The sequence below is a fragment of the Salinibacterium sp. UTAS2018 genome, assembly GCF_004118935.1.
GTDB lineage: Bacteria > Actinomycetota > Actinomycetes > Actinomycetales > Microbacteriaceae > Rhodoglobus.
In genome coordinates this window covers 121,010-145,293 of the sequence record NZ_CP035375.1, presented here as the reverse complement: position 1 = coordinate 145,293, position 24,284 = coordinate 121,010, and the positions used below count along the sequence as shown (strand labels likewise).

The 24,284-nt window shown below is 62.0% G+C and carries 20 protein-coding genes; 18 read left to right on the top strand and 2 right to left on the bottom strand.

Going from position 1 to position 24,284, the window contains the following annotated elements; all coding sequences use genetic code 11:
• Positions 1-51 precede the first annotated feature (51 nt).
• From ESZ53_RS14255 to ESZ53_RS00690, 3 genes are all read left to right on the top strand, one after another.
• Entirely contained in the window at positions 52-3,117 is a 3,066-nt protein-coding gene (locus tag ESZ53_RS14255) for an FHA domain-containing protein (RefSeq protein WP_168187165.1), read from the top strand.
• A 105-nt stretch (positions 3,118-3,222) separates the two neighbouring features.
• Positions 3,223-6,204, top strand: coding sequence for an FtsK/SpoIIIE domain-containing protein (locus tag ESZ53_RS00695; protein WP_129071077.1), 2,982 nt, complete (start codon positions 3,223-3,225; stop codon positions 6,202-6,204).
• Between the two features lie 177 nt (positions 6,205-6,381).
• Positions 6,382-7,587 carry a PotD/PotF family extracellular solute-binding protein gene (locus ESZ53_RS00690; protein ID WP_129071076.1) on the top strand — a complete coding sequence of 402 codons (1,206 nt, stop codon included), beginning with the start codon at positions 6,382-6,384 and terminating at the stop codon, positions 7,585-7,587.
• Between the two features lie 95 nt (positions 7,588-7,682).
• On the opposite strand, the gene ESZ53_RS00685 is transcribed toward ESZ53_RS00690, so the two are convergent.
• On the bottom strand, positions 7,683-8,666 hold the full coding sequence (locus tag ESZ53_RS00685) for an asparaginase (protein ID WP_129071075.1): 984 nt from the start codon (positions 8,664-8,666) through the stop codon (positions 7,683-7,685).
• A gap of 171 nt (positions 8,667-8,837) precedes the next feature.
• Here ESZ53_RS00685 and ESZ53_RS00680 point away from each other — a divergent pair, with 171 nt between their 5' ends.
• From ESZ53_RS00680 to ESZ53_RS00665, 4 genes are all read left to right on the top strand, one after another.
• A complete protein-coding gene (locus tag ESZ53_RS00680; RefSeq protein ID WP_129071074.1) occupies positions 8,838-9,317 on the top strand; it encodes an OsmC family protein in 480 nt (159 codons plus the stop codon).
• Positions 9,318-9,398: 81 nt separating this feature from the next.
• On the top strand, positions 9,399-10,382 hold the full coding sequence (locus tag ESZ53_RS00675; RefSeq protein ID WP_129071073.1) for an FKBP-type peptidyl-prolyl cis-trans isomerase: 984 nt from the start codon (positions 9,399-9,401) through the stop codon (positions 10,380-10,382).
• 49 nt (positions 10,383-10,431) lie between these two features.
• Positions 10,432-11,514 carry a 1-deoxy-D-xylulose-5-phosphate reductoisomerase gene (locus tag ESZ53_RS00670; protein WP_129071072.1) on the top strand — a complete coding sequence of 361 codons (1,083 nt, stop codon included), beginning with the start codon at positions 10,432-10,434 and terminating at the stop codon, positions 11,512-11,514.
• A gap of 115 nt (positions 11,515-11,629) precedes the next feature.
• Positions 11,630-12,958: an RIP metalloprotease gene (locus ESZ53_RS00665; protein WP_129071071.1), complete on the top strand. Its 1,329-nt coding sequence runs from the start codon at positions 11,630-11,632 to the stop codon at positions 12,956-12,958.
• A gap of 84 nt (positions 12,959-13,042) precedes the next feature.
• Here ESZ53_RS00665 and ESZ53_RS00660 read toward each other — a convergent pair whose 3' ends face one another.
• Positions 13,043-14,239 (bottom strand): acetyl-CoA C-acetyltransferase, encoded by a 1,197-nt coding sequence (locus ESZ53_RS00660; RefSeq protein ID WP_129071070.1) that lies wholly within the window; start codon positions 14,237-14,239, stop codon positions 13,043-13,045.
• A gap of 127 nt (positions 14,240-14,366) precedes the next feature.
• Here ESZ53_RS00660 and ESZ53_RS00655 point away from each other — a divergent pair, with 127 nt between their 5' ends.
• From ESZ53_RS00655 to ESZ53_RS00605, 11 genes are read left to right on the top strand one after another with little or no spacing between them, the layout of a single operon-like run.
• Complete coding sequence (locus ESZ53_RS00655) at positions 14,367-15,557, top strand: substrate-binding domain-containing protein (RefSeq protein ID WP_129071069.1); 1,191 nt, start codon at positions 14,367-14,369, stop codon at positions 15,555-15,557.
• A gap of 14 nt (positions 15,558-15,571) precedes the next feature.
• Positions 15,572-16,327, top strand: a complete 756-nt coding sequence (locus ESZ53_RS00650) for an ABC transporter ATP-binding protein (RefSeq protein ID WP_129071068.1) — start codon at positions 15,572-15,574, stop codon at positions 16,325-16,327.
• On the top strand, positions 16,324-17,031 hold the full coding sequence (locus ESZ53_RS00645; RefSeq protein WP_210403817.1) for an ABC transporter ATP-binding protein: 708 nt from the start codon (positions 16,324-16,326) through the stop codon (positions 17,029-17,031). The genes ESZ53_RS00650 and ESZ53_RS00645 overlap by 4 nt, the downstream gene beginning before the upstream one ends.
• The gene (locus tag ESZ53_RS00640; RefSeq protein WP_129071067.1) at positions 17,028-17,903 is read left to right on the top strand and encodes a branched-chain amino acid ABC transporter permease; all 876 of its coding nucleotides are present in this window, start codon (positions 17,028-17,030) and stop codon (positions 17,901-17,903) included. The genes ESZ53_RS00645 and ESZ53_RS00640 overlap by 4 nt, the downstream gene beginning before the upstream one ends.
• The gene (locus ESZ53_RS00635; RefSeq protein ID WP_129071066.1) at positions 17,900-18,979 is read left to right on the top strand and encodes a branched-chain amino acid ABC transporter permease; all 1,080 of its coding nucleotides are present in this window, start codon (positions 17,900-17,902) and stop codon (positions 18,977-18,979) included. Before ESZ53_RS00640 ends, ESZ53_RS00635 begins: the two co-directional genes overlap by 4 nt.
• Positions 18,976-20,538 (top strand): class I adenylate-forming enzyme family protein, encoded by a 1,563-nt coding sequence (locus tag ESZ53_RS00630; protein ID WP_129071065.1) that lies wholly within the window; start codon positions 18,976-18,978, stop codon positions 20,536-20,538. The genes ESZ53_RS00635 and ESZ53_RS00630 overlap by 4 nt, the downstream gene beginning before the upstream one ends.
• Positions 20,535-21,191 carry a TetR/AcrR family transcriptional regulator gene (locus tag ESZ53_RS00625; RefSeq protein WP_129071064.1) on the top strand — a complete coding sequence of 219 codons (657 nt, stop codon included), beginning with the start codon at positions 20,535-20,537 and terminating at the stop codon, positions 21,189-21,191. Before ESZ53_RS00630 ends, ESZ53_RS00625 begins: the two co-directional genes overlap by 4 nt.
• A complete protein-coding gene (locus ESZ53_RS00620; RefSeq protein WP_129071063.1) occupies positions 21,188-21,934 on the top strand; it encodes a 3-hydroxybutyrate dehydrogenase in 747 nt (248 codons plus the stop codon). Before ESZ53_RS00625 ends, ESZ53_RS00620 begins: the two co-directional genes overlap by 4 nt.
• Entirely contained in the window at positions 21,931-22,839 is a 909-nt protein-coding gene (locus tag ESZ53_RS00615; RefSeq protein ID WP_246837340.1) for an alpha/beta fold hydrolase, read from the top strand. Before ESZ53_RS00620 ends, ESZ53_RS00615 begins: the two co-directional genes overlap by 4 nt.
• The gene (locus ESZ53_RS00610) at positions 22,836-23,612 is read left to right on the top strand and encodes a CoA transferase subunit A (RefSeq protein WP_129071062.1); all 777 of its coding nucleotides are present in this window, start codon (positions 22,836-22,838) and stop codon (positions 23,610-23,612) included. The genes ESZ53_RS00615 and ESZ53_RS00610 overlap by 4 nt, the downstream gene beginning before the upstream one ends.
• The gene (locus tag ESZ53_RS00605) at positions 23,612-24,253 is read left to right on the top strand and encodes a CoA transferase subunit B (RefSeq protein WP_197134663.1); all 642 of its coding nucleotides are present in this window, start codon (positions 23,612-23,614) and stop codon (positions 24,251-24,253) included. The genes ESZ53_RS00610 and ESZ53_RS00605 overlap by 1 nt, the downstream gene beginning before the upstream one ends.
• Positions 24,254-24,284 lie beyond the last annotated feature (31 nt).

Here is a 24,284-nt window from a genome sequence, read left to right as displayed (position 1 = left end):
CCCGCGGGATCTCGTCGCCGTCGTGCGCGTGACTCGAATCATTCTGCACCGGTGCGGTCTTCGGATGAGTCGGTCGTCGAAGCGGGATCTGCACACGGGATCGCGGCCGCGTCATCAGCGGAAATCGTTGCCGCAAGTGAGGAAGCGGCGACTGAAGCCACTGTTGCGGAGCACCACTCTGATGCTTCTGTCAGTTCGCAGGCTGATGAACGCGACGATGTCACCGCGGATGCGGACATTCACGACGGCGTAGACGAGACTCCGGCCGACCTCCCCGCAGCGCTGCGCCAGGCTCTCGTCGAACATCCTGATGTGTTGGCTGAAGGTGCTCGCACTCTCCGTTTGGGTGAACCTCTGGTTCTTTCTCATGCTGCAAATATCAGTGTTGCGCCCAGTGCCAGTGCCAGTGCCACTGCCGGCGGGGCTGCTGGTGCCGGTGTGGATGACGCAGAGAATCAGTCTGAACGCTCTGTCGAGTCTGCGCCGGTAGGGGCCAACGGTTCTCGTTCCTCGCACGACGAGATCGACGCCGCCCCCGAAGAAGTGATGCCCTTCGACGAAGACGGCCCCTATGACGAGGTGCTCCCGTTTGACGAGGACGGCCCGTATGACGAGGTAGCGAATCCTCAAGCATTGACATTTGACCGCAACATCTCCGTGAGCTCAGGGCTCGCGAGTGCTGCGCCAGACGAGATCGGATTGCCGCCGACGCGCGTTGACGTCGAAGCCGGCGCAGAGCAAACGCAAGCGGAGGAACTCAGCAATCGTCAGCAGGAGAGCGTACTTGCGTCGTCGTCGGTCAGCGACGAGCAGCATCCGCAAGATCTCATCGAGGACGCGACGGATGCCCGACACAGCGCTCAGTTGGAATCTGAGCCCGCACCAGAGGCAGATCCAGCATTTGAGCCAGAGGTAGAGCCAGAAGGTGAGCCAGTGGTCGAATCAGCGCTAGCAGGTCTGGCGCTGCCAGTGGAGGAACAACCGCCTGCCGATGCGGCCATCGTGGCCGAAGCAGAGCTTTCTCCTGAGGTCGCGACCGAGTCGGAACGCGAAGCTGAATCCGAGGTGCCCGGTGCTGCTGATGAGTCTGTTCTAGATTCAGAACCGATGATCGCGACGCAAGCGGAGTCCTTACATCAGCCGATCGAGTACACCGAGGCGGCTTCCATCGAGGAAGTGCTGACAGATGAAGTCGCCGACGAGGCTCTTGATGACGCTTTCGATGCCGGTAGCGACGCTAGCCAGGGCGAAGGGCGCACGGAAGCCGACGCTGAAGCGGCAGCTGACGCAGCCCGTGTAGAAGCCGAGGCGGTTGCTGAAGCAGAAGCGGAAGCGGGGCGCGCTGAAGCGGCCCGAGCTGAAGCGGAAGCGGAAGCTGAAGCCGAAGCCGAAGCGGAAGCCCAAGCCGAGGCGGAAGCGCAAGCCGAAGCCCAAGCCGAGGCGGAAGCGCAAGCCGAAGCCCAAGCCGAGGCGGAAGCATTCGAAGCAGCCCAAGCGGCAGCAGAAGCGGCAGCTGCCGCCGAAGCAGACGCCACAGCCAGAGCCGAAGCGGCCGAAGCTGAGGAGCAGAGGGCTGAAGCCGAGCGTAATGGCGACGACGGCATCCGCTCGGCTCGAGAAGAAGCGACCTCGCCAGAACCACTCGTCGAGCCTGAGCCATTGCAACGCTCTGCGTTCGAACCCGACCTCAGTCGGGTTGGCAGGCCGGACACCACCGTCGCTGACTCGGGACCCCGCCGCCTTGCACCCGTGCGCCCGCCGGAAGAAGAAACAGTTTTCACCGCTGCCGACCGCCTTCGTGCATCGGCCTTCGCCCCGGTCGCTTCTGAACGCGTCGAGGACAGGCCCGCTCCGCCAGCACCGGAGCAGCCGGCTGCCGCTGACTCCGAACCGAGTGGACACAGAACTCAACCGCGCTCGGCGATCCTTGCTGACCAGACGATCGAACCTCGACCAACGGTCGCAGCGCACGAAAGTGGACCAGCCGCTGCGTCGGCAGAAACAGTCACCGTGACGGAGGAAACGTGCCGGCAGTGTGGAGATGCCCTGTCGGATTCTGACATCTTCTGTGGCTCCTGCGGGTTTGTCAGGCACGGCGTCGGTCCGAGTTCCCGTAACGTACCTGCGCCCGCACCCGAAGCCCTCGATTCGTTCCTCGAAGGCGCTCCAACGGTGAGCGATCCGGTCGTCGCTCCCGACCATCGCGCAGACACGAGCGTGGAACCTTTGTCTTCCGCTGCCTTGGACGCGAACGAGGCAGAGCACGATGAAAGCGATGCGAACCGGGCAGAGTCTCGGGACGTTCTGAACGCCGATGCCATTCCGGCGGATGCTGAGACTGAATTCGTGGCGTCCGACGTGGAGAGCCCAGCTGATGGCTTCATTGCTGACTTTGACGCGGACTCCGCAGCCGGCTTTGACGTCGACGACATGCCTGAGGCTGTTCAAGACACTGAATCTGGTGAGCCAGAAGAAGCAATTCCTCTGATCGAGCCCGGAAGTGACGAGGCTGTGGAACCCGCCACAAGTGCACGCGCTGAAAGCCAAGTCTATGGGGCAGGGCCTCAAGCGCTCGATAGCGAGCAGGGAGCGTCAGGCGAGACCTCAGCCGAGTCATCATTGGCACGCGAGTCAAGCGCGTCAAGCGTGCCGGGATTCTCGGTGCTCGCGCCACCTCCGAAATCGGATCAACGCGTGGAGCTTCCAATCTCACCGCCGACTCCGTTGGCCGCTTTGGGCGCTGATGACGTCGACATTGAGGACACTCGCATCGTTGAGCGCAGTGTTACCGGGACGCGGTTTGTGCTGCAGTTCAGCACGGGGGATAGCGTCATCGTCACGGGAAATGGTCTGATCGGTCGAAACCCCACGCCCGAGCCTTCCGAAAAGTTCGACATCGTCGTGCCCATTACTGACCCCAGCAAGTCGGTCTCAAAGACCCATCTTGAGTTCGGGCAGATGAGCGGAGTGTTCTGGATTAGCGATCGTTACTCGGGCAACGGCACGATCGTCCGCGAGCCGGGCGCTGAGCCGAAACGGTGCGAGCCAGGCAAGCGCTACCGAGTCGTCCGCGGTACTCGAGTCGAGATCGGGGAACAGTTCTTTATCGTTAGCTAGTCCCGGAACGAAAGTCCGTTCCTCCACAGCTCGGAGGGGAGACAGCGGACGCACTGTTGGTGCCACACGGGCAACCAGAAGCACCATCACTGATGAAGTGAGGGTGTGAACGATACTCCCGCTTCTGGCCCTCGTGTTGCCCTTCCTGCGCCTCCACAACGGCCAGCGCCATTCAAATTTCCGGTGGTCGCGGCGACCGTGCCGGTAGTCGCGTCAGTAGCGATCTGGCTCATCACCGGGTCTACCTTCGCGCTCATATTCGCGGCCCTCGGTCCGTTAGCTGCTACGGGCAGTTACATCGACTCGCGGGTATCAGCGCGGTCGCTGCGGAAGGCCGAGCGCTCGCGGTTCGCGGTCGATTCGGAGTCGACACTCGGCAGTATTCAGGCGTTCCATCGCCGGGAACTTCTTGAGCTTGCCGAGAAAACGCCCTCCGCGATAATGCTCGTCAAGGACGCCCACACTGATGCGGCGCGCTGGATGGGCGAACCAGCCGACTCCCTCCCTGTCCACTTGGGGTACGGCCTCGTTCGAAGCACTGTGGCGATCGACCGTACCGGTGCTCAGGATGCGCAGCCGCCCGAAGTGGAAGAAATGTATCGCAGTCTCACGACACAAGCGGAATACCTCAATCGAGCGCCTATCGCCGTCAACGCCCGCTTAGGGATCGTCATCTTTGGCAACCGACTCATGGCTCTCGCGCTGGCGCGAGCACTGGCGATTCAACTGGCTCGAACCCTTGCCCCTACCGCGAGTTGGGTGAGGTTTGGCGGCGCATTCCTCTCCGAAGCCTGGGCAGAAGCGCTCCCACACCGCCAACTGCAAGAAAGTGAGAGTGCTGCGCGCGCGTCTGATCCCGCCACCGTGCGAGACGACGTCGCCAGCGTTCACTGGGGACGGTTGGGTGAATCAAACCCCGGGGTGACCATCACAGTAGTAACCGAGGAACAACAGGCTCCCAGCGGGCACCGGATCGTGATTCGAGCTCGCGGGAACAGTGTCGCTGTCGTGCGGCATCCTGACCGTCATCAACGCCGCGATTTTGAGCCCTCGTTTCTCGGCCGAGAACAAGCACTGGAATGGGTGCGAGTCGCACGCGACATTGCGGCGCGAGATGGTCTGGCATCGGCGCTCGGCGACGTGCCGGATTCTGTGCAGTTCTCCGACGTGACGCGAATGGTGAGCGACGCGCAGTACTCCCGTGAGAGCCGTCGCCGCTCCCTCTCAGCGAGTCCAGCGATGGGCAGTGCTCGCCCGGTGATGCTTGATCTCGTAGTCGACGGGCCCCATGCGATCGTCGGAGGCACGACAGGAAGCGGCAAAAGTGAACTGCTGATTGCATGGGTGCTTGCGATGGCGGCCGAGACAGCTCCCGAAGACGTCACATTTCTGCTCGTCGATTTCAAAGGCGGATCGGCATTCGCATCGCTCGCTCAGCTTCCGCACACTGTGGGCATCATTACAGACCTTGACGCTAGTACCGCAGCGCGCGCTTTTTCTAGCCTCCGAGCGGAGTTGAGGCACCGCGAGCGTGCGCTTGCGCAGGCACAAGTACGAGATATTTCAGACCTCTCGAGCGTGCCGCGACTGGTGATTGTGGTGGACGAATTCGCGGCGATGATGGGGGATTACCCCCAACTGCACACTCTTTTCAGCGATATTGCCGCGCGCGGTCGTTCGCTCGGAGTGCACCTCATCCTGTGTACTCAGCGCCCATCAGGCGTGGTGCGGGATTCACTGCTTGCCAACGCTGACCTGCGACTATCGCTACGGGTCAACAATGGTGCCGATAGCTCCGCGGTCATCGGTAACGACAAAGCGGCTGAGCTGCCCGCTCAACTCAAAGGTCGAGCCTGGGTCGCCCATGGTTCCTCGTCTGCAGAACTCGCGCAGTTCGCGTTAGTCGGTTCCGACGATATCCGCGCGGTTGCCGAGCGATGGTCCGCTAGCAGCAGACCCCGGCGGCCGTGGTGTGAGCCGCTCGCCGAGCACATTTCGCTCTCGACTTTGCTCGAGCATGAAGCAACGAGTGGTGGCGAGCGCGGCGACAAACGACTCAATGACGCCGTTGTGTTCGGAATGACAGATCTCCCGGATGAGCAGCGCCAGGGGGTAGCTCATTGGTCGCCCTCAGCCGACGGCCATCTCTTGGTATTGGGGGCTTCATCGAGCGGTAAAAGTACCGTGCTCAACACTCTTGCGCAGGCGGCGTCTACCGCGGTTCAGATCGTGGGAACCGATCCTGCAACCGTGTGGGATGGCCTCACCCAGCTGTACACGCGTCTCGATGAGGTTGCGGAGAAGCGGGAGGCACAGCCGGCGGTGCTCGTTATCATCGATGACCTTGACGCGACGGTGGCGCGTTTCGATGAGGAATACCGCCCTGTCGTACTCGAACGGATGTCGCGCATCTTGCGCGAGGGCGCGGCGTGCGGCATCGTCATCGTGGCAACAGCCCAGAGAATTACCGCCGCAGTGCAACCGCTCACGCAACTGTTTCCCCAGACGCTTCGCCTGCGGTTTGCCTCCAAAAATGACTTCGTACTTTCTGGAGGACACGGCGAGGACTACGACGATGCTTTACCGCAGGGCGGCGGGCTGTGGCAGGGCGCACGGGTGCAGGTTGCTCAGAGCGATCGTTATTTGCCGGTTGCCGACCGCGCCGCAGTAGCGATGGTTGCCCGGGGTGACGGGCTGGCCGTCGTGAGTTCTCGGCCCGCCGTCGCTGCCGCGGCGTGCGAGGCTGCGGGATGGTCGGTGCGGCTGATTGAGGGGCCGCCGGGTGCCGAACGCGAGCTTCTGGTTAGTGCCGGTGGCGGGCGCGGGCCAGTCGCGCTCATCGGTTCGGTCGACGATTGGCAGTCACGGTGGGGTGCTATCCAGTCGCTACAGAATCATGCCACCGTCCTGTTCGATGCTTGTAGCCTCAGCGATTTCCGTCAGCTTGCGCGAACGCGAGAGCTTCCGCCGCCGCTCACCCCCGGTGCACGCGAATTCTGGCGAGTGAATAACGGGGTGCCCATTGACCGAGTGCAGCTTCCGAGCGCACATCACTTGTCGGAGAGTTCCGTCACCCAATTGCGCTAGTTCGACGCCATGAGTGACTCTGTTGGGGGTACCCGAATTGGGCACATTTTTTGCACACAATGGCTCCTCATCCATGGAATTATTGTGAAGCGCGCAAAGCCCCTCCTAACTGGGGCTACAACAACCCGAACTGCGCTCACTACCATCGGTGTAACTGGTGGGGGCGAAGGAGAAAACGTGACGAGAGCACTTCCGCAGGATCATGCGATCCAGCAGCTAATGCTGCAAGCGAAGCAATCTCAACTCAGCCGCAGGCGATTGCTGCAGGGGGCCGGCGTCGGTATGTCCGCGCTTGCGCTCGCCGCATGTGCTGCGCCGGCGGGGTCAGACGCTACCGATATTTCAGAGAGCGACAGTTCGCTCGTGTGGGCTAGCTGGCCGTCGTATATCGACGAGGACTTGAGCGGGCACTCGTCCACCCTCAAAGCATTCACAGGCGAAACCGGGATCAGCGTCGAGTACAAGCCGATTGTTAAAGATAATGTCGGGTTCTATCTGACGATGAAAGATCAGCTCTCCCTAGGGCAGCCCACTGGCGCCGACATCATCTGTGTCAGCGACTGGATGGCGGCTCGACTGATCCGTTTCGGCTACGCGCAGAAGTTCGACGACGCGAATATCCCGAATAAGAAGAACCTAACGAAGTCCCTGAGTAGCCCCGACTTTGACCCCAACCGCGAGTACTCCCTGCCCTGGCAGAGTGGATTCATCGGGCTGGCGTGGAACACCGACGAGTACCCGAAGGGTCTCGTCTCGGTCGAGCAATTGTGGAACGAAGAGCTCAAAGGCAACGTAGTTGTTCTTGCCGAGATGCGTCACACGATGGGAATGCTGCTGCTCGCCCAGGGCGTCGATATTTCCGACGAAGGTTGGGGGATCGACGAGTTCAAGAAGGCTAGCGCTGTTCTCGAAGACAACCTTGCCTCACGGCACATTCTTGGGGTGTACGGCAGTGACTACATCGACAAGCTCAAATCCGGCGAAGCGCTCGCTGGGTTCGCGCGGGCCGGCGATATTGCCGTGCTCAATGCTCAAGCGGGCTACGAGAAGTTCAAATTCTTGCTCCCGGGCTCACGCGGCACATTTTTTACCGACTCTCTCGTGATTCCGGCAGGCGCTCAGCACAAAGCGAACGCCGAGAAACTTCTGAACTTCTATTACGACCCCGCGGTCGCAACCGAGGTCGTGGAGTGGATCCGCTGTGTCAGCCCGGTCGATGGAACTCTCGAATACGCGATCGAAAACTTCCCCAAACTGGCCTCGAACCAGTTCACCTTCCCCAACGCCACAGCGATGTCTCGCGCGAGCACGTTCCGCACACTCAACACGACGGATGATCAGTCGTTCAACGCTGAGTTCCGTCGCATAACGGGCAAGGGCTAACTCGGCTATTACTCGTCCCCGTTAGCTGCGCTTTGAGCACAGCCAGCGGGGACGAGTGTGTTAATTCACACCGACTAGCGCGGCGGAGGCCGCGGCTAGGCCAGTTCGAAGCGAAGTTCTCCGACCGGGAAACCGCGGCCGAGTACTTGCTCGGTTGTTGACTTCAGTACTCCCGCGACGGCATCCGCATCGAGGGCGCCGGCTTCGGCCAAAAGCGAGAGTCCCACGGGCAGCAACGGCCGGATGGAGCCGTCGAGAACCTTCAAGGTGACGGTGGTGCCGTCAGGCGCCGCGGCAATCAGTACTCCCTCGGCGCCACGTTTCGCGATAATTCCGAGCGTGTCCATCGCTTCAGCGACCTGAGGCATATCGAGCCCCCACGCATTACCGCGAATAGCGCTCACGAGGGCGTGTGCATTCGTGTCTTGCTCGTCGGTCGCCATGACGATGTGTTGAATGGCGGTGGCGAGAGACACAAGACTCATCGCGAAAACGGGAGCTCCGCATCCATCCGTTCCCTCGTGAGCTAGAGGCTGGCCCGTAAACTCCACGATGGTGCTTCTGATGCGTTCTTGCAGCGGATGCTCGTGTTCGAGGTAGCTCTCGAGCGGCCAGTCATTGACGACACAAGCGGCTAAGAAACTCGCGTGTTTACCCGAGCAGTTCATAGCGAGTCGACGCGGAGCGTGTGCGGCTCGACGCGTGGCGGAGTCGGCGGGCCAATCAGGCGGGCAACGAAGGTCGTCTTCAGTCAGGCCGTAGGCGGCGAGCGTGGAGGCGACGACATCTTGATGGCGCTGGCTGCCGGTGTGGCTTGCGCTGGCCAAAACGAGTTGTTCGTCAGTCAGCGTTACGCCTGCGCGCAGTACCGCGACGGCTTGCATCGGCTTGAGGGTTGACCGTGGGTAGATCAAGGCTTCCGGGTTGCCCAGTCGGCGAAGTTCTGTGCCGTCGGGGGAGAGGACAACCGCTGCGCCGAGATGCCGAGACTCGATCATTGCTGACCGCTCGAGCACCGCCAGCTGGGTGGTGTCGTTGACAGTGAGGGCGAGGGGTGACGCTGTCGATGCTGAATTCACTCTCCTACGTTATAGCGCTCGGCTCATCGAGATCGCTCGAATGGTTAAACGGTGTGCAACTGGCGCGATGCCTCTCAGCCTGCACCGCTACGGTAAAACCTAGAGACGTTCTGCGTGATCGCTTTGCCGCGGTCTCCGATGCTGGCCCCGCAGGCCGAGATGGAGGTTCTAATGAACATCGACCATAACTTTGAGGTACGCCTTGAATGGTCCGGAAATCTTGGTGAAGGCACCACGAACTACCGTGGCTATTCACGGCACAATGAGATCACGGCCGTAGGTAAGCATCCGATCGACGGTTCGAGCGCCCGGGTATTTCACGGGGCGGCCGACCGGTGGAACCCCGAAGAGCTCTTGATCGCCGCACTGAGTCAGTGTCACATGTTGAGTTACCTGCACGTCGCTGTGAGCCGCGGGATTGTGGTCACGGCTTACCGCGATGAGGTCTCGGGCACGATGAAGCAGACCGACAACGGCGGGGGTCACTTCACGTCTGTCACGTTGCGTCCCGTCGTGACTATCTCGGCGGGCAGCGTGGATGATGCTCTGGATGCTCACGCAGAAGCCAGCAGCAAGTGCTTTATCGCGGCATCCGTGAACTTTCCCGTACTTCACCAGCCACGAATCGTCGTCGAGCCGGCCGCAGAGTAGGACCGTCGGCGATTCCACACGCTACGCACAGCCAGAGTGCGCGAGGATTGGTGCTCCGTGTTCTTGCTGTGAAGGGTTCTTGTGCGTAAAGCGATTCCGTTTCTGTTGACCATCGGCGTTGTGGCGTCTCTTGCCGCGTGTTCTCCCGCCGGCTCGACGACTGCTGAGAACTCCGGCGATTGCACGCCGACCGCATCCGGTTCGGCGTCTGAAGGTGTCGAAGTTAGTGGTGACTTTGGGGTTAAGCCTGAGGTCACGATCGATTTCCCGACGGATGTGTCTGAAACTGAGCGCTCTGTTGCGATTGCGGGCGATGGCGACATTGTTGCTGTCGAAGCGGCCACCGCTAACGTGCAGTTCACGCTGTTTAGCGGAGCGACAGGCGAAGAGCTTTCCGCTACAACCTACGACGAGACCGGGCTTACCCCGTTCCCCGTCGATGCAGAGCAATTTTTGGTCGGTATCGTCAAGACGATCGAGTGTTCGACCGCTGGTACGCGCGTAGTGGGCGTCATCCCGCCTGAAGAATCCTTTGCCGATGATGCTGCTCGCGAGCAGCTGGGTGTCGGAGCAGACGACGACATTATCTTCATCGTCGATGTTGTCTCTGTTGACGAGCCTGCTGAACCTGCTCTTCCGCGTGCCGATGGTGAAGACCAGCCTGCTGAAGATGGCTTCCCCGCAGTCGAGCTCGACGACGACGGCCGCCCGACCATCACGATCCCTGACACCGATCCGCCCGCAGATCTTTCTGTCGCTGTTCTCAAGCAGGGTGCTGGCGAGACGGTAGAAGAGAATTCGGATGTCGTCGTTCACTACGTGGGAATGAACTGGACCACCGGTGAGATCTTTGACGAAAGCTGGGCTCGCGGAGAGCCATCGACGTTTAACACCGGGCAAGTAGTACCCGGCTTCAAAGCCGCGCTCGAGGGCCAGCAGGTCGGTTCGCAAATCATCGCGGTATTGCCCCCGAGTGAAGGCTATGGAGAAGCCGGTAACGAGGGCGCAGGCATTGGCGGCACCGATACCATCGTCTTCGTCGTCGACATTCTGGGCCTTGGCTAATCTGCGCTCATCGTCTATTTCTGGCGCACGAGCCAACTAAAGTAGCGGCATGCGCACAGTAATTTTGCTCGGATCGACGGGCTCGATCGGCACGCAAACTCTCGAGGTAATCGAGGCAAACCGTGATCGTTTCGAGGTCGTCGGTCTGGCGGCAGGCACGAATCGCACGCTTGTCGAAGAACAGGCGGCACGCTTCGGCGTGAAGCACATCGCCTTCGGTGCTGAACAGGCAGCACAGTTGGTGCGGGATGTTCCTGCCGACGTTGTCGTCAACGGAATTACCGGTTCTGTAGGTCTGGGGCCTACGCTCGCGGCCCTCGAATCCGGCGCAACGCTCGCTCTCGCCAACAAAGAGAGCCTCATCGTTGGCGGTGAACTCGTGATGTCGCGAGCGAAGCCCGGGCAAATTGTTCCTGTTGACTCGGAGCACTCGGCGATCGCCCAGGCTCTGCGCTCGGGCGAACACTCGGAGGTGCGCCGCTTGGTGCTCACGGCATCCGGTGGCCCGTTCCGTGGTCGTACACGTGATTCCCTGCGTGACGTGACTCCGCGCGAGGCGCTCGCGCATCCCACCTGGGACATGGGGCTCGTCGTCACGACCAACTCGTCGACGCTCGTGAACAAGGGCCTCGAAGTGATCGAGGCGCATTTGCTCTTCGACGTGCCCTACGACCGCATTGCCGTGACGGTGCATCCTCAGTCCATCGTGCATTCGATGGTCGAATTTGTGGACGGCTCCACGATCGCTCAAGCGAGCCCACCCGACATGCGATTGCCGATCTCGCTCGGTCTTGATTGGCCGAACCGCGTCGCCGGAGTAGGTGCACCGCTTGACTGGACGACGGCGAGCGCGTGGAACTTCGAACCTCTCGACAACGAGGTGTTCCCCGCGGTAGAGATGGCAAAAGCGGTTGGTACTGCGGGCCTCACCTATCCCGCGGTGTTCAACGCCGCCAACGAGCAGGCTGTGCTTGCGTTCCATGCGGGTGCAATCGGCTACCTCGACATCTTGGATGTTGTGGAGCAGGTCGTGCAGAGCCACGAAGCAACCGAGCTGACGCTGGATGCTCTCGCCGAGGCCGAGTCGTGGGCGCGACGCACCGCTGACGGTGTCGTCGCTTCTCGTTCTTAGATCCGTTTAAAGCCAGCGCAACTGAACGACCTGTTCGCCCCCAAAGCGGGGTTGTTCTACCGCTTCCACAGCACCGGTACAGGTGACCGTCGGTGCGCGTGGCTATTCTTAGCGAGTGGAAAACGTGCTCTTGTACATTCTCGGTATCCTCGTCGTTCTCGTCGGGCTTGCTGTGTCTATTGGCCTGCATGAAATCGGTCACTTGCTACCCGCCAAGCTCTTTGGTGTGCGTGTAAGCCAATACATGATTGGTTTCGGGCCGACGATCTTCTCGCGCAAGCGAGGGGAGACCGAGTATGGCGTCAAAGCTATTCCGCTCGGTGGTTATATTTCGATGGCGGGCATGTTCCCTCCCGGCAAGGCTGAAGGCTCAAGCCGCACAGCGACCACCGGAGTGTTTCAAGCCCTCGTGCAGGATGCCCGGAGCGCCAGCGCCGACACTCTGGTCGATGTCGATGAAGCTCGTGCGTTCTACAAACTTCCGGTGCTGAAGCGCGTCATCATCATGCTCGGCGGCCCCGTCATGAACTTGCTGATCGCTATCGTGATGTTCGCGATTCTCTTCATGGGTTTCGGTGTGGCTCAGGCTTCGACGACCGTCGGAAGTGTCTCCGAGTGCGTGCTTCCTGCGACTTCTGAGCGACAAACGTGCGAGAGCGCGGACCCCGAAGCTCCCGGTTTTGCTGCTGGCATCATCCCCGGTGACCGTCTGGTGTCTATGGATGGCCAGGAAGTCTCTTCGTGGGCCGAGGCGACCGAGTTTATCCGCGCTGCCGCGGGTGACGACCTCAACATCGTCGTGGAGCGCGATGGTGCGGAGGTTTCTCTCGTTGCTGAACCTCTGCTCACCGAGCGCTACGTCTATGACGATCGCGGCCAAATCGTCGAGGATGCCAATGGCGTCGCCCAGACAGAAGAATATGGCTTCTTAGGCATAGGTTCCGCACTCGAGACGGTGCAGCAGCCCGTGACCGCCGTCTTACCCGCGGTCGGCGACAACGTCGTATCGGTCGCCAACGTGATCCTCAATTTGCCCCAGCGCATGATCGACGTTGCCAATGCGGCTTTTGGTCCTGACGAGCGCGACCCCAACGGCCCGATCAGCGTCGTAGGTGTTGGGCGCATCGCGGGAGAGATCACCAGTCTCGATACTGCCCCCGTGGCAGACAAAGTGGCGTCTCTAGTCGGCCTCATCGGCTCGCTTAACATCGCACTCTTCGTGTTCAACCTCGTGCCGCTGATGCCGCTCGACGGCGGCCACGTCGCTGGCGCGCTCTTTGAGGGAGTTCGCCGTTTCTTTGCGAAGCTCTTCGGCAAGCCCGACCCGGGCCCCTTCGACGCTGCAAAGTTCATTCCGCTGACGCTCGTTGTCGTCGTGCTGCTGGGCGCCATGAGTGCCATGTTGATCTACGCCGACATCGTGAAGCCGATCTCGATCTTCTAAGCGGCAGCTGCTGCTACAGCACGGTGGCCGGAGTCGTTGTCGACTCCGGCCACCGTTGCGCTGTGTTTAAAGGTCGTGGCAGCGTCAGCGTGTGAGCAAAAGCGCGTCGCCCTGCCCGCCGCCGCCACACAGCGCGACAGCAGCGCGACCTGAGCCGCGGCGTGCAAGTTCGTGCGCGGCATGGACGACTAGGCGAGCACCGGATGCCCCGACCGGGTGACCGATCGCGATGGCGCCACCGTGGATGTTTACGATGTCATGGCTGAGTCCGAGTTCGGCGGTCGATCGCAAGCTCACCGCGGCGAACGCTTCGTTGATCTCGGCAAAGTCGAGGTCTCCCGCGCTCCAGCCGGCGTTCTCAAGCGCTGCCGCGATCGCGCGGGCGGGTTGCGAGTGCAGCGAGTTGTCGGGGCCGGCGACGTGACCCGAGCGGTCGAGCACAGCGAGCCACGGCAGATTGTGCTCTTCGGCCCAGGCGCGACTCGCGAGGATTACAGCGGAAGCTCCGTCACTGAGCGGGGAGGAGTTACCGGCGGTGATCGTGCCTTCGGGGTCGAAGGCGGGGCGCAATCCGGCAAGTGTCTCGACGGTGGTGTTGGCGCGAACGCCCTCATCGGTGTCGAGAACCAGATCGTCGCCCTTGCGCTGCGGGATCGTCACGGGCGCGATTTCGTCGGCGAAGACGCCGGCCTCGATAGCGGCGGCGGCGCGCTGGTGCGAGGCAGCAGCGATCTCATCCTGTTCGGTGCGGCCGATCTCGAGGCGACCATTGTGGCGCTCTGTGCTGGCACCCATCGATTCGGCGTCGAAGGCGTCCGTGAGGGCGTCGTGCGCGGCGGAGTCAAGGGCCGAAACCGTTCCGTACGCCCACCCCATGCGTGATCCGGGGAGCACGTGCGGGGCGTTGGTCATGGATTCTTGACCGCCGGCAGCCACGACGTTGGCTTCTCCGAGACGGATGAGGCGCGCAGCATCCACGATCGCAGCGAGCCCGGAGAGGCAGACCTTGTTGATCGTGACGGTGGGTGTTTTCCACGCCAGCCCCGCGGCGATGGCGGTCTGGCGGGCCGGGTTCTGTCCGGCGCCGGCCTGAATGACCTGGCCGAAGATCACCTGATCGATGGAGTCAACGTCGACGCCGGAGCGTTCGACGGCGGCGCGGAGGGCGACAGCGCCGAGCTCGACGGCGGTGAGGGAAGCGAGTTGTCCGCGCAATTTGCCCTGTGGGGTGCGTGTTGCGGAAAGGATCACTACATCGTTGGGTGCGGGGGTGTTGGCCACTGTGCAAACTCCTTTGTTTGGTCGCCGTTGTTGACAGCGTGGTTGCGCAACCATAGGCTACATGAAACCTGAACCGGGTCTCAGGTTCAGATCACAATCCTCCTAAGGCAGCAGGAAAGGTCCCATCATGCGGGTCAGTAAAAAGTACCTCGCTCCGGCGTTAATTGCGACGGTTGCACTCACACTGGCGGGTTGCGCTCCCGCCGCTGACGGCGGAAGTGGAGGCGATGAACTCGCCCCCGTCGACGTTTCGATCATCACCTCGCAGACGGGCCCTCTTGCGGCCTATGGCGAGGCCTACCTAGCTGGCTTCGATGCTGGCCTCGATTACGCCACCGACGGCACAGGCACCGTCGATGGTCGCGAACTCAACATCTCGATTACAGATGATGCTGGAGACGCCGATAAGGCCGTCACCGCTGCGAAAGATGTGATTGGTCAAGGCCAGAAGATCATCGTCGGCACAGTGTCCTCGGGAATCGCGCTCGCCCTCGCCGAGCAGGCAGAGCAGAACAAGATTCTCTACATTTCGGGCCCCGCTGCCGCTGACGGCATCACGGGCGTGAACGACTACACGTTCCGCTCGGGCCGCCAGAGCTACCAAGACGTCGCTACGGCGGGAACGTTCATCGGTGACCCGGCAGGCAAGTCGGTTCTGGTCTTCGCCCAGGACACAGCTTTCGGCCAGGGCAACGTTGCCGCAGCAACCGCCGTTCTTGGCGGCCAGGGCGCTGACGTGACGAGCCTCCTCGTTCCCGAAGACGCCACCGAGTTCACTCCCTTCGCGCAGCAGATCGTTGATGCTCAACCCGACCTCGTGTTCGTCGCGTGGGCCGGTGCAACATCCGGTGCCATGTGGGAAGCACTCAGCCAGCAGGGCGTGTTCGATAGCGTTCCCGTGGCGACCGGCCTTGGCGACGTGTCGACCTATGGCGCTTACGGCGCTGCGAGCGACCAGATCAGCTTCCTCAACCACTACTTTGGTGGTGCCACGGACAACGACGCGAATGCGGCAATGATCAGCTACCTCGAAGCAGAGGGCGAGCAGGCTGACCTGTTCTCACCGGATGGTTTCGTTGCAGCCCAGATGGTGGTTCAGGCTGTCCGTGAGGGTGGCGATGATGTGGATGCCATGATCTCGGCGCTTGAAGGCTGGACCTTCGACTCAGTCAAGGGTTCCATCACGGTTCGCGCCGAGGATCACGCGATGATTCAGCCGATGTTCCAGGTCTCGCTGGTTGCCGATGGCGACTCGTGGATGCCAGAACTGGTTGACGCCGTTGATGCTGACGCCGTAACCCCGCCCGTCGCAGAGTAAGTAGCTAACGAACTATGTCGAACCAGCCCGTGCTCACGGTCGAGCACCTTGCCCTTACGATCGGGGGCGCCGTCATCATCGATGACGTGTCGCTCTCGATTGCTCAGGGTGAGATGCTCGGAGTGATTGGCCCCAACGGGGCCGGCAAAACCACGCTCTTCAACCTCATTTCCGGGGTGATGACTCCCACCGGTGGCGTCGTCACGCTCGAGGGGCGTGCCGTCACGAATCAGTCCATTGATGCGCGGGCCCGGGCTGGGCTCGGCAGAACCTTTCAAACATCCAGTCTCTTTCCGGCGCTCAGTGCGCTCGAGAATGTTCGTCTGGCAGCCCAAGTGAAACTGGGCGGTGCGACCTCAGTCATCCGTTTTCCGCGGGCGCACGACAAAGCAACAACCGTCGCTCGAGCTCGCCTCGACGAAGTTGGGCTCAGCCACCACAGCGAGACCGAAGCCGGGGTGCTTTCGCACGGCGACAAGCGCAAGCTCGAAATCGCGATGTTGCTGGCCACCGACCCCAGCGTGATCCTGCTCGACGAGCCGATGGCGGGTGTCGCTTCGGGCGACGTGGCCGGGCTCACCGAAGTGATCCGTCAGGTCCATAAGTCGGGTCGCACGGTTCTCATGGTGGAACACCACATGGATGTCGTACTCGGCCTGGTCGACCGCGTTGCGGTCATGCACCATGGCCAGCTTCTCGCCTGTGACACCCCGGATGCCGTGATGGCAGACGAAGCGGTGCAGAAAGCTTATTTGGGAGCTCCACTATGACCGAGATTGTGACCGAGTCGATTCTGTCGGTTGCTGGCTTGAGCGCGAGTATCGAGGGCCAGCAGGTTGTCGAAGACGTCAGTTTCGAGATGCTGCCCGTCGGAGTGACGGCGCTTCTGGGTCGTAACGGCGTCGGAAAGACCAGCACGCTGCGCGCCATCATGGGGCTCATCGAACGCTCCGGCGAGGTAACGATTGCGGGGGAGCGCGTTGATCGCGAACCCACTCACCGCATCGTTCAGCGCGGCGTTGGCTACGTGCCGGAAGACCGTGAGGTTTTTGCGTCACTCACTGTCGCCGAAAACTTGCGGCTCGCCGAGCGGGATTCCTCGCCGAACCGCCAACTCATTCACGAACTTTTTCCTGATCTCACCGATCGGGCCGGCCAGCTTGCGGGCACGCTCTCGGGCGGTCAGCAGCAGATGGTGTCGCTCGCTCGCGCTCTCGTCAACGACAATCGTGTGCTCTTAGTCGACGAGCCCACTAAGGGTCTCGCGCCGCTCATCGTGATGGACGTCGCCAAAGCCTTGGAGCGCGCCGCTCAGACGGTGCCAGTGCTCCTGGTTGAACAAAACTTGCAGGTCGTGCGGATGCTCGCCGAGAAAGTCATCGTGCTGGAAGGCGGTCGCGTGGTTTACGACGGCAGCGCCGAAGAACTCTTGAGCGATGAAGCGCTCACGAAAGAACTGTTGGGGGTCGCATGAGCACCATAATTCTTCTGCTCATCACAGGCCTCGGGCTCGGTGCGCTCTACTTCTTGGTCGCTTCTGGCCTCTCGCTGATCTACGGCCTCATGGGCGTGCTCAACTTTGCGCACGGCTCGTTCCTTACGCTTGGTGCGTTCGCCGGCTGGGAGCTGGCGCGGCGAATGGATGGCAGCAGCTGGGGCACGCTCATCGCTTCGCTGGTGCTCGGAATGGCCGTTGGTGCTCTTGTCGCCGCTGCCACAGAGTTCCTGCTGATCCGACGGCTTTACAACCGCCATATCGAGCAAGTGCTCGTGACGGTCGGTCTGGCTCTTGCCTCGGTTGCGCTCTTCGAAGGTATTTGGGGCACGGACGCGATTTATGTCACCGCCCCCGAATGGCTCTCGCAGACAACCGAAATCTTGGGCGCCCGTGTTCCTAACGATCGCTTCTTGATGATCGGAGCTGCGGTGCTGGTCTTGCTCGGTATCGTCGCCTTCCTGCGGTACACCCGCTTCGGGCTCATCATCAGGGCTGGCGTGGAGAACCGCTCAATGGTGACTGCGCTCGGCATCGACGTGCGCAAGGCCTTCACGGTCGTGTTCGCGATCGGCGGTGCAGCCGCCGGCCTCGGCGGAGTGCTCGCCTCGCACTACTTCGGCTACGTCTCGCCCCAATTGGGCGGATCCCTGCTGATTTTCGCGTTCATCGTCACCGTGATCGGTGGGCTTGGTTCACTCGCGGGTGCCGCCATCGCGTCGGTTGTCGTTGCGGTGCTTCAGCAATTCGCTAACTACTTTTGGGGCGGAACCGGCGACTTGATGGTCGTGCTGTTGCTCGCCGTCGTGTTGTTGGTTCGCCCGACCGGAATCTTGGGGAAGAAAGCATGAAGTCGCTCTCGAAGTTGAGCCAGCGCACCTGGTGGATTGTCGGTGGCGTTCTCGTTGCCGTCGCAGCGATCCTGCCGTTGCTGAACATCTCCATTCCAGGCGTGCTGCCCGGGGCAACCTACACGCCGGGCACCCTGCAGTTGCTCGCGCTCGCGTTGCTTTTCGCCTCTCTCGCGCTGAGCTACCACCTCCTGTTCGGCACCGCCGGGATGCTCTCCTTCGGCCACGCGCTGTACTTTGCTCTGGGTGCCTATGGCCTCGGCATTGTGCTCCACGAGACCGAACTGACATTGCTGCCGGCACTGGGGCTCACGCTCGCGATTATCATTACGGCGGCCTATCTGCTGGGCTCGCTGAGTCTGCGGGTAACCGGCATCTCCTTCGCCATGGTGACCCTGGCCTTCGCTCAGGCCGGTAACGTGCTTGTGCGCCGTAACCCCGGCCTCACGGGCGGCGAAGAGGGCCTGCGACTCGATACCGAGCACATCCCCGACTTCTTCATCGGTGTCGTCAATACGCGCAACCTGTACTGGCTCGCCCTCGCGCTGCTCGTCGTGGTGTTCGTGGTTGTCGCCTGGTTCGAGAACTCCCGTGCCGGTCACGCGGTGACGGCAACGCGCGAAAACGAGTTGCGCGTGCGAGTACTTGGCCTCCGCCCCTTCGGTGTGAAGCTCATGGCGTTTGTTATCGCCTCCGTGTTGGCGTCGCTCGTGGGAATGGTGCACTTGCTGTTGCAGAGCGGCACAACACCCCGCGCCACGTCAGCTGACTTCACCCTCACGATCCTCGTGATCGTGGTGCTCGGTGGCGTCGGCTCCCGCTGGGGTGCCATAGTCGGCGGCATCATTTACACCCTGCTCGATCAGCGCCTCACCGCACTGGCCAGCTCGGATGCCATCGACGGACTTCCGGCAATCTTGCGGATTCCCCTCTCCGAACCGCTCTTTATCCTCGGCACGCTGTTTATCCTTGTGGTGTTGTTCCTTCCCGGAGGAATCGCCGGTGCGGTGCAGCGCCTCTCTACAGGCACCAGTCTCGCGCCGCAGAAGCGTCAGCGGCTCGAGGAGGCAGAATGACCCAGTCTGAGGGGCTACACACGCTTGGACGGTGGACTGCCGATCGCGCGCTGGCGACGCCCGACAGAGTGGCGGTCGACGACCGCGGTGTGGTGTTGACCTACCGCCAACTGGATGACCGGGCCACGGCGCTCGCAGAAGCCTTCCTCACGGGCGGCTACGGTGTCGGTGATCGCATCGCCACCATTACGGGCAACAGCTCGGACCACGTGGTCGTGTTCTTCGCGTGTGCAAAGGCGGGGCTCGTGCTCGTTCCGCTCTCATGGCGGTTGTCCCCGCGGGAGATCGCGCAACAGCTTGAGCAGGCTGATCCCGCACTGCTGCTTGTCGAAGACGAGTTTTCGACATTGGCCACTCTGGCGACCGATCGTCTCGTCGCTCCGATCGCTCGCGGCATTCTCGGCACTCACGGTATTGAGCGGGACATCGTGGCGCCGTTGCGTAGTGAGGCAACGACTCCCGTGCATCGCCCGGTCCACGACGACGACGCTCTGCTCATCATCTTCACGTCGGGAACCCTCGATCAGGCCAAGGGCGCCATCCTCAGCCACGCCAATTGCTTCTGGACCAACCTCTCGCTCTCGCGCACGGCCGAAATCACGAGTGCTGACACGGTGCTCGCCGTCATGCCGCAGTACCACGTGGGCGGCTGGAACATTCAGCCGCTGCTGGCCTGGTGGATGGGCGCTACCGTCGTGCTCGAGCGCACCTTCGATCCCGCTCGTGTGCTACAGCTCATCGCCGACCGCCGCATCACCACGATGATGGGCGTGCCCGCCAACTATTTGATCCTTTCGCAGCATCCGCGCTTCGCCTCGAGCGACCTGTCGAGCCTCGCGCATGCCATCGTCGGGGGAGCCCCGATGCCCGAACCGCTCTTGCGCGTCTGGCACAGCCGCGGGGTGGCGCTGACTCAGGGCTACGGCCTGACCGAGGCGGCGCCGAACGTCTTGTGCCTGCCCGATGAAGAAGCGCGCACGCGCATCGGGTCAGCGGGTAAGCCCTACCCGCACGTGGATGTCGACATCGCCGACCCCGTGACGGGAGAGCGCATCGAGGGTGCTGGCCAGGGCGAACTGCTGGTCAAGGGACCCGGAGTCTTCAGCGGCTACTTCCGTGCCCCCGAGGCCACCGCGCTGGCTCTGCGCAACGGCTGGCTCGCGACGGGCGATCTCGTCAGTCGCGATTCTGAAGGCTACTACCGCGTTCTCGACCGTCTCAAAGACATCTTCATCACCGGGGGAGAGTCCGTTGCTCCCGCCGAGATTGAGGGCGTGCTTTTCGGGCATCCAGCGATTGCCGATGTGGCTGTCGTCGGGGTTCCCGATGAGAAGTGGGGCGAAGTCGCCGTGGCGTGGGTTGTCGTTCGCTCCGGCGCCTCCACCGATGAAACCGATGTTCTCGACTTCGCGAGCGCAAGCCTCGCGAAGTACAAAGTGCCCCGGCGCGTGATCTTTACCGAACACATCCCACGGTCATCCAGCGACAAAGTTCGTCGCCGAGTACTGCTGGGGCAATGGACAGAAGAGTCCGCACAAGCAGGACGGATCAGTTCATGAGTACACCACTCACCGCTCGCGGCACCCGCACCAAGGCGAAGCTCATCGAGGCTGCCGAAACAGTCTTTGCGCGCTACGGCTACACGGATGCCTCGGTCGTGCGCATCACCGAAGAAGCGGGCGTTGGCCAAGGAACCTTCTACCTGTACTTCGCGAGCAAACTCGAAATCTTCGAGGAGCTCGTGGAAGACCTCAACCGCCGCGTGCGTCGGGCCATGAGCGAAGCCTCGGGCGCAGCCTCCAACCGCATCGAATCGGAACGGGCTGGTTTTCGCGCGTTCTTCGAGTTCACCGCCGAGCATCCCGCGCTCTATCGCGTCGTGCGCGAAGCGGAGTTCGTGTCGCCCAAATCTCTGCGCCTGCACTACTCGCGCATTGTCGACGGCTACATCGAGGGCCTCAAAGAAGCTCAATTGCTCGGAGAAATCGGTGACATCGATCCGACCGTCGCCGCCTGGGCCCTCATGGGCATTGGCGAAATGATCGGGATGCGCTGGGTACTCTGGGGCGACTCCGCGGACGCCGGCAACGATGCCGACCCCACCGCCAGCGGCACCTCGCGCGTGCCCGACGAAGTTCTCGATCAGATGATTACGTTTATTCGCCGCGCTCTGGCCGTGCCAGAGCCGAGCACCGAAGGAGTCGAGAAATGACCGATCTCACGGGCCGTCGAGCCCTCGTAACAGGTGGTGCGAGCGGCATTGGTGCCGCGTGCACCGTTGCGCTTGCGAACGCCGGTGCGCACGTCATCGTGGCTGACCTCAACGGTGACGCGGCGAAGGTTCAAGCCGAGCTCGTGGGTGGCGAAGCCTGGCAGGTCGACCTGACGAATACGGCGGCGCTCGCCGACCTCACCCTCGACGTCGACGTGATCGTCAACAACGCGGGCATCCAACACGTCAATCCCATCGAGACGTTCGACCCCGTGATGTTCAGTCGCATCCTCGACCTGATGGTTGAGGCTCCCTTCTTGCTCGTGCGGGCGGCGCTGCCGAAGATGTACGAACGCAACTTCGGGCGCATCATCAACCTGAGCTCAGTGCACGGATTGCGCGCATCGCCCTACAAGTCGGCCTACGTCACCGCTAAGCACGGGCTCGAGGGCTTCTCGAAGGTCACGGCGCTTGAAGGCGGCGCTCATGGCGTCACGAGCAATTGCGTGAACCCGGGCTACGTGCGCACTCCGCTCGTTGAGAAGCAGATTGCGGACCAAGCCAAGGTGCACGGCATCCCGGAATCCGAAGTGGTCGAGAAAGTCATGCTCACTGAGAGTGCTATCAAGCGCCTCGTTGAGCCAGCTGAAGTGGCTGACCTCGTGCTGTGGCTTGCGGGCGACAGTGCCGGCATGGTTACGGGCGCCTCGTACACGATGGATGGCGGCTGGAGCGCACGATGACCGAACAGCACACGACCATCACCGTTCCCGTCGTGGGCGGCGACCTGACCGCGGCAATCTGGGAGCCCGAGTCGGAACCCCGCGCCACGATCCTGCTCATCCACGGCATCACGGCGTCTCATATGTCGTGGCCGCTCGTGGCCGCGGCCTTCCCCGAATACCGAGTGATCGCTCCCGACCTGCGGGGGCGCGGCGCCAGTCGCGACCTTCCTGCGCCGTTCGGGATGCCGCAGCACGCCGCCGACATGAACGCTCTGTTAGAGGCAACCGGCACTGATTCGGCGCTCGTCGTCGGGCATTCGATGGGTGGATTCGTCGCCGCAACCCTGGCGGCGCAGCACGCGGAGCGCGTCTCCAGCCTGCTCTTGCTCGATGGAGGCCTACCGATTCCGGCGCCCGAGGGCGTCTCGATGGCGGATCTCCCTCAAGTGATTCTGGGGCCTGCGGTAGATCGGCTTTCGATGACGTTTCAGGATCGGGAGAGCTACCAAGACTTCTGGCGCGTGCATCCGGCGTTCGCCGACAACTTCACGGCGGCAGTGCGCGACTATGTCGATTACGACCTCGTCGGCACTGCACCCGACTTGCACCCCGCCAGTTCAATCGACGCGGTCAGTTTCGATGCCCTGCAATTGAGCGGAGATGCCCACTACCGTGCGGCTCTCGACGGCCTGAGCATGCCGGTGCATTTTATTCGGGCGCCGCGGGGTCTTCTCAATCAGGTACCGGCGTTGTATTCTCCGGAACAGTGCGACCAATGGCGGTCAGAGCTTCCTCATGTGAAATTCCACGAAGCGCCAGACGTCAATCACTACACAATCACTTTGACGCAGCGCGGCGCAGATGTAGTCGCGGGTGTCATGGCTGAACTATTGGCCAATCAACCGCGGGAGGTCCGAGCGTGAGTATCGATAAGACAGTGGGGTCAGCGGCAGAAGCCGTCGCTGATATTCCGAGTGGGGCATCCTTAGCCGTTGGCGGCTTTGGGTTGTGTGGCAATCCGATGGTTCTCATCCAGGCGCTGCTGGAATTAGGCTCCGACGGCCTCAGCATCGTCAGCAACAACTGTGGTGTGGATGACTGGGGCCTCGGCGTTCTGCTCGCCGCCCGCCGCATCCGCAAGATGACGTCGTCGTATGTGGGCGAGAACAAAGAGTTTGAGCGTCAGTTCTTGATGGGGGAGCTCGAAGTGGAACTGACCCCGCAGGGAACTCTCGCCGAGAAGCTTCGGGCCGGTGGCTCGGGGGTGGCTGCATTCTTTACCCAGACCGGCGTCGGTACTCAGGTGGCCGAGGGTGGCCTGCCGCGTCGCTACGACGGCTCGGGTGGCATCGCGATTGCCTCGCCCCAGAAAGAGGTTCGCTCGTTCGATGTTCGGGGAACCGCAAAGGACTTCGTGCTCGAAGAAGCGATCACAACAGACTTCTCGCTCGTTCACGCGCTCAAGGGTGACCGTCATGGCAACCTCGTCTTCGCCAAGTCGGCCCGCAATTTCTCGCCACTCGCAGCGATGGCCGGGCGTATCTGTGTTGCCCAGGTCGAAGAGCTCGTCGAACCCGGTGAGATTGAACCGGATGCCGTTCACTTGCCCGGCGTCTATGTCTCGCGAGTGATCGAAGTTGGCTCCGATGTCGAGAAACGAATCGAACGTCGCACAGTGCAGAAGGTGGTCGCATAATGGCTTTGACTCGTGAAGAAATGGCGGCGCGTGCCGCCCTCGAACTGGCTGACGGCTCCTACGTGAACCTCGGTATCGGGCTACCAACTCTCGTGCCGAATTACGTTCCGGAGGGTCGCACGGTCGTGCTGCAATCCGAGAACGGCATTCTCGGTGTTGGGCCGTACCCGACCGAAGAAAACGTCGATCCCGACCTCATCAACGCGGGCAAAGAGACGGTCACGACCCTTCCGGGCACCGCGTTCTTCGACTCGGCGATGAGCTTCGGCATGATCCGCGGTGGCAAGATCGATGCCGCCATTTTGGGCGCTATGCAGGTCTCGGTCGCTGGCGATCTCGCCAACTGGATGATCCCCGGCAAGATGATCAAGGGCCCCGGCGGTGCCATGGACCTCGTGCACGGCGCAGCCCGCGTCATCGTGCTGATGGAGCACGTGGCTAAAGACGGCAGCCCCAAGATCGTGAACGAGTGCTCGCTGCCGCTGACCGGCCGCGGCGTTGTTCACCGCATCATCACCGATCTCGCGGTCATCGACGTGACCGATCGCGGTCTCGTTCTGCGCGAACTCGCTCCCGGCGTTGACGAAGAAACCGTGCGCGCCGCCACCGAACCCGAGCTCATCGTCGAGCTCACCGCCTAACCAGTTTCGCCACTTCCCGTAGTTCAACTCA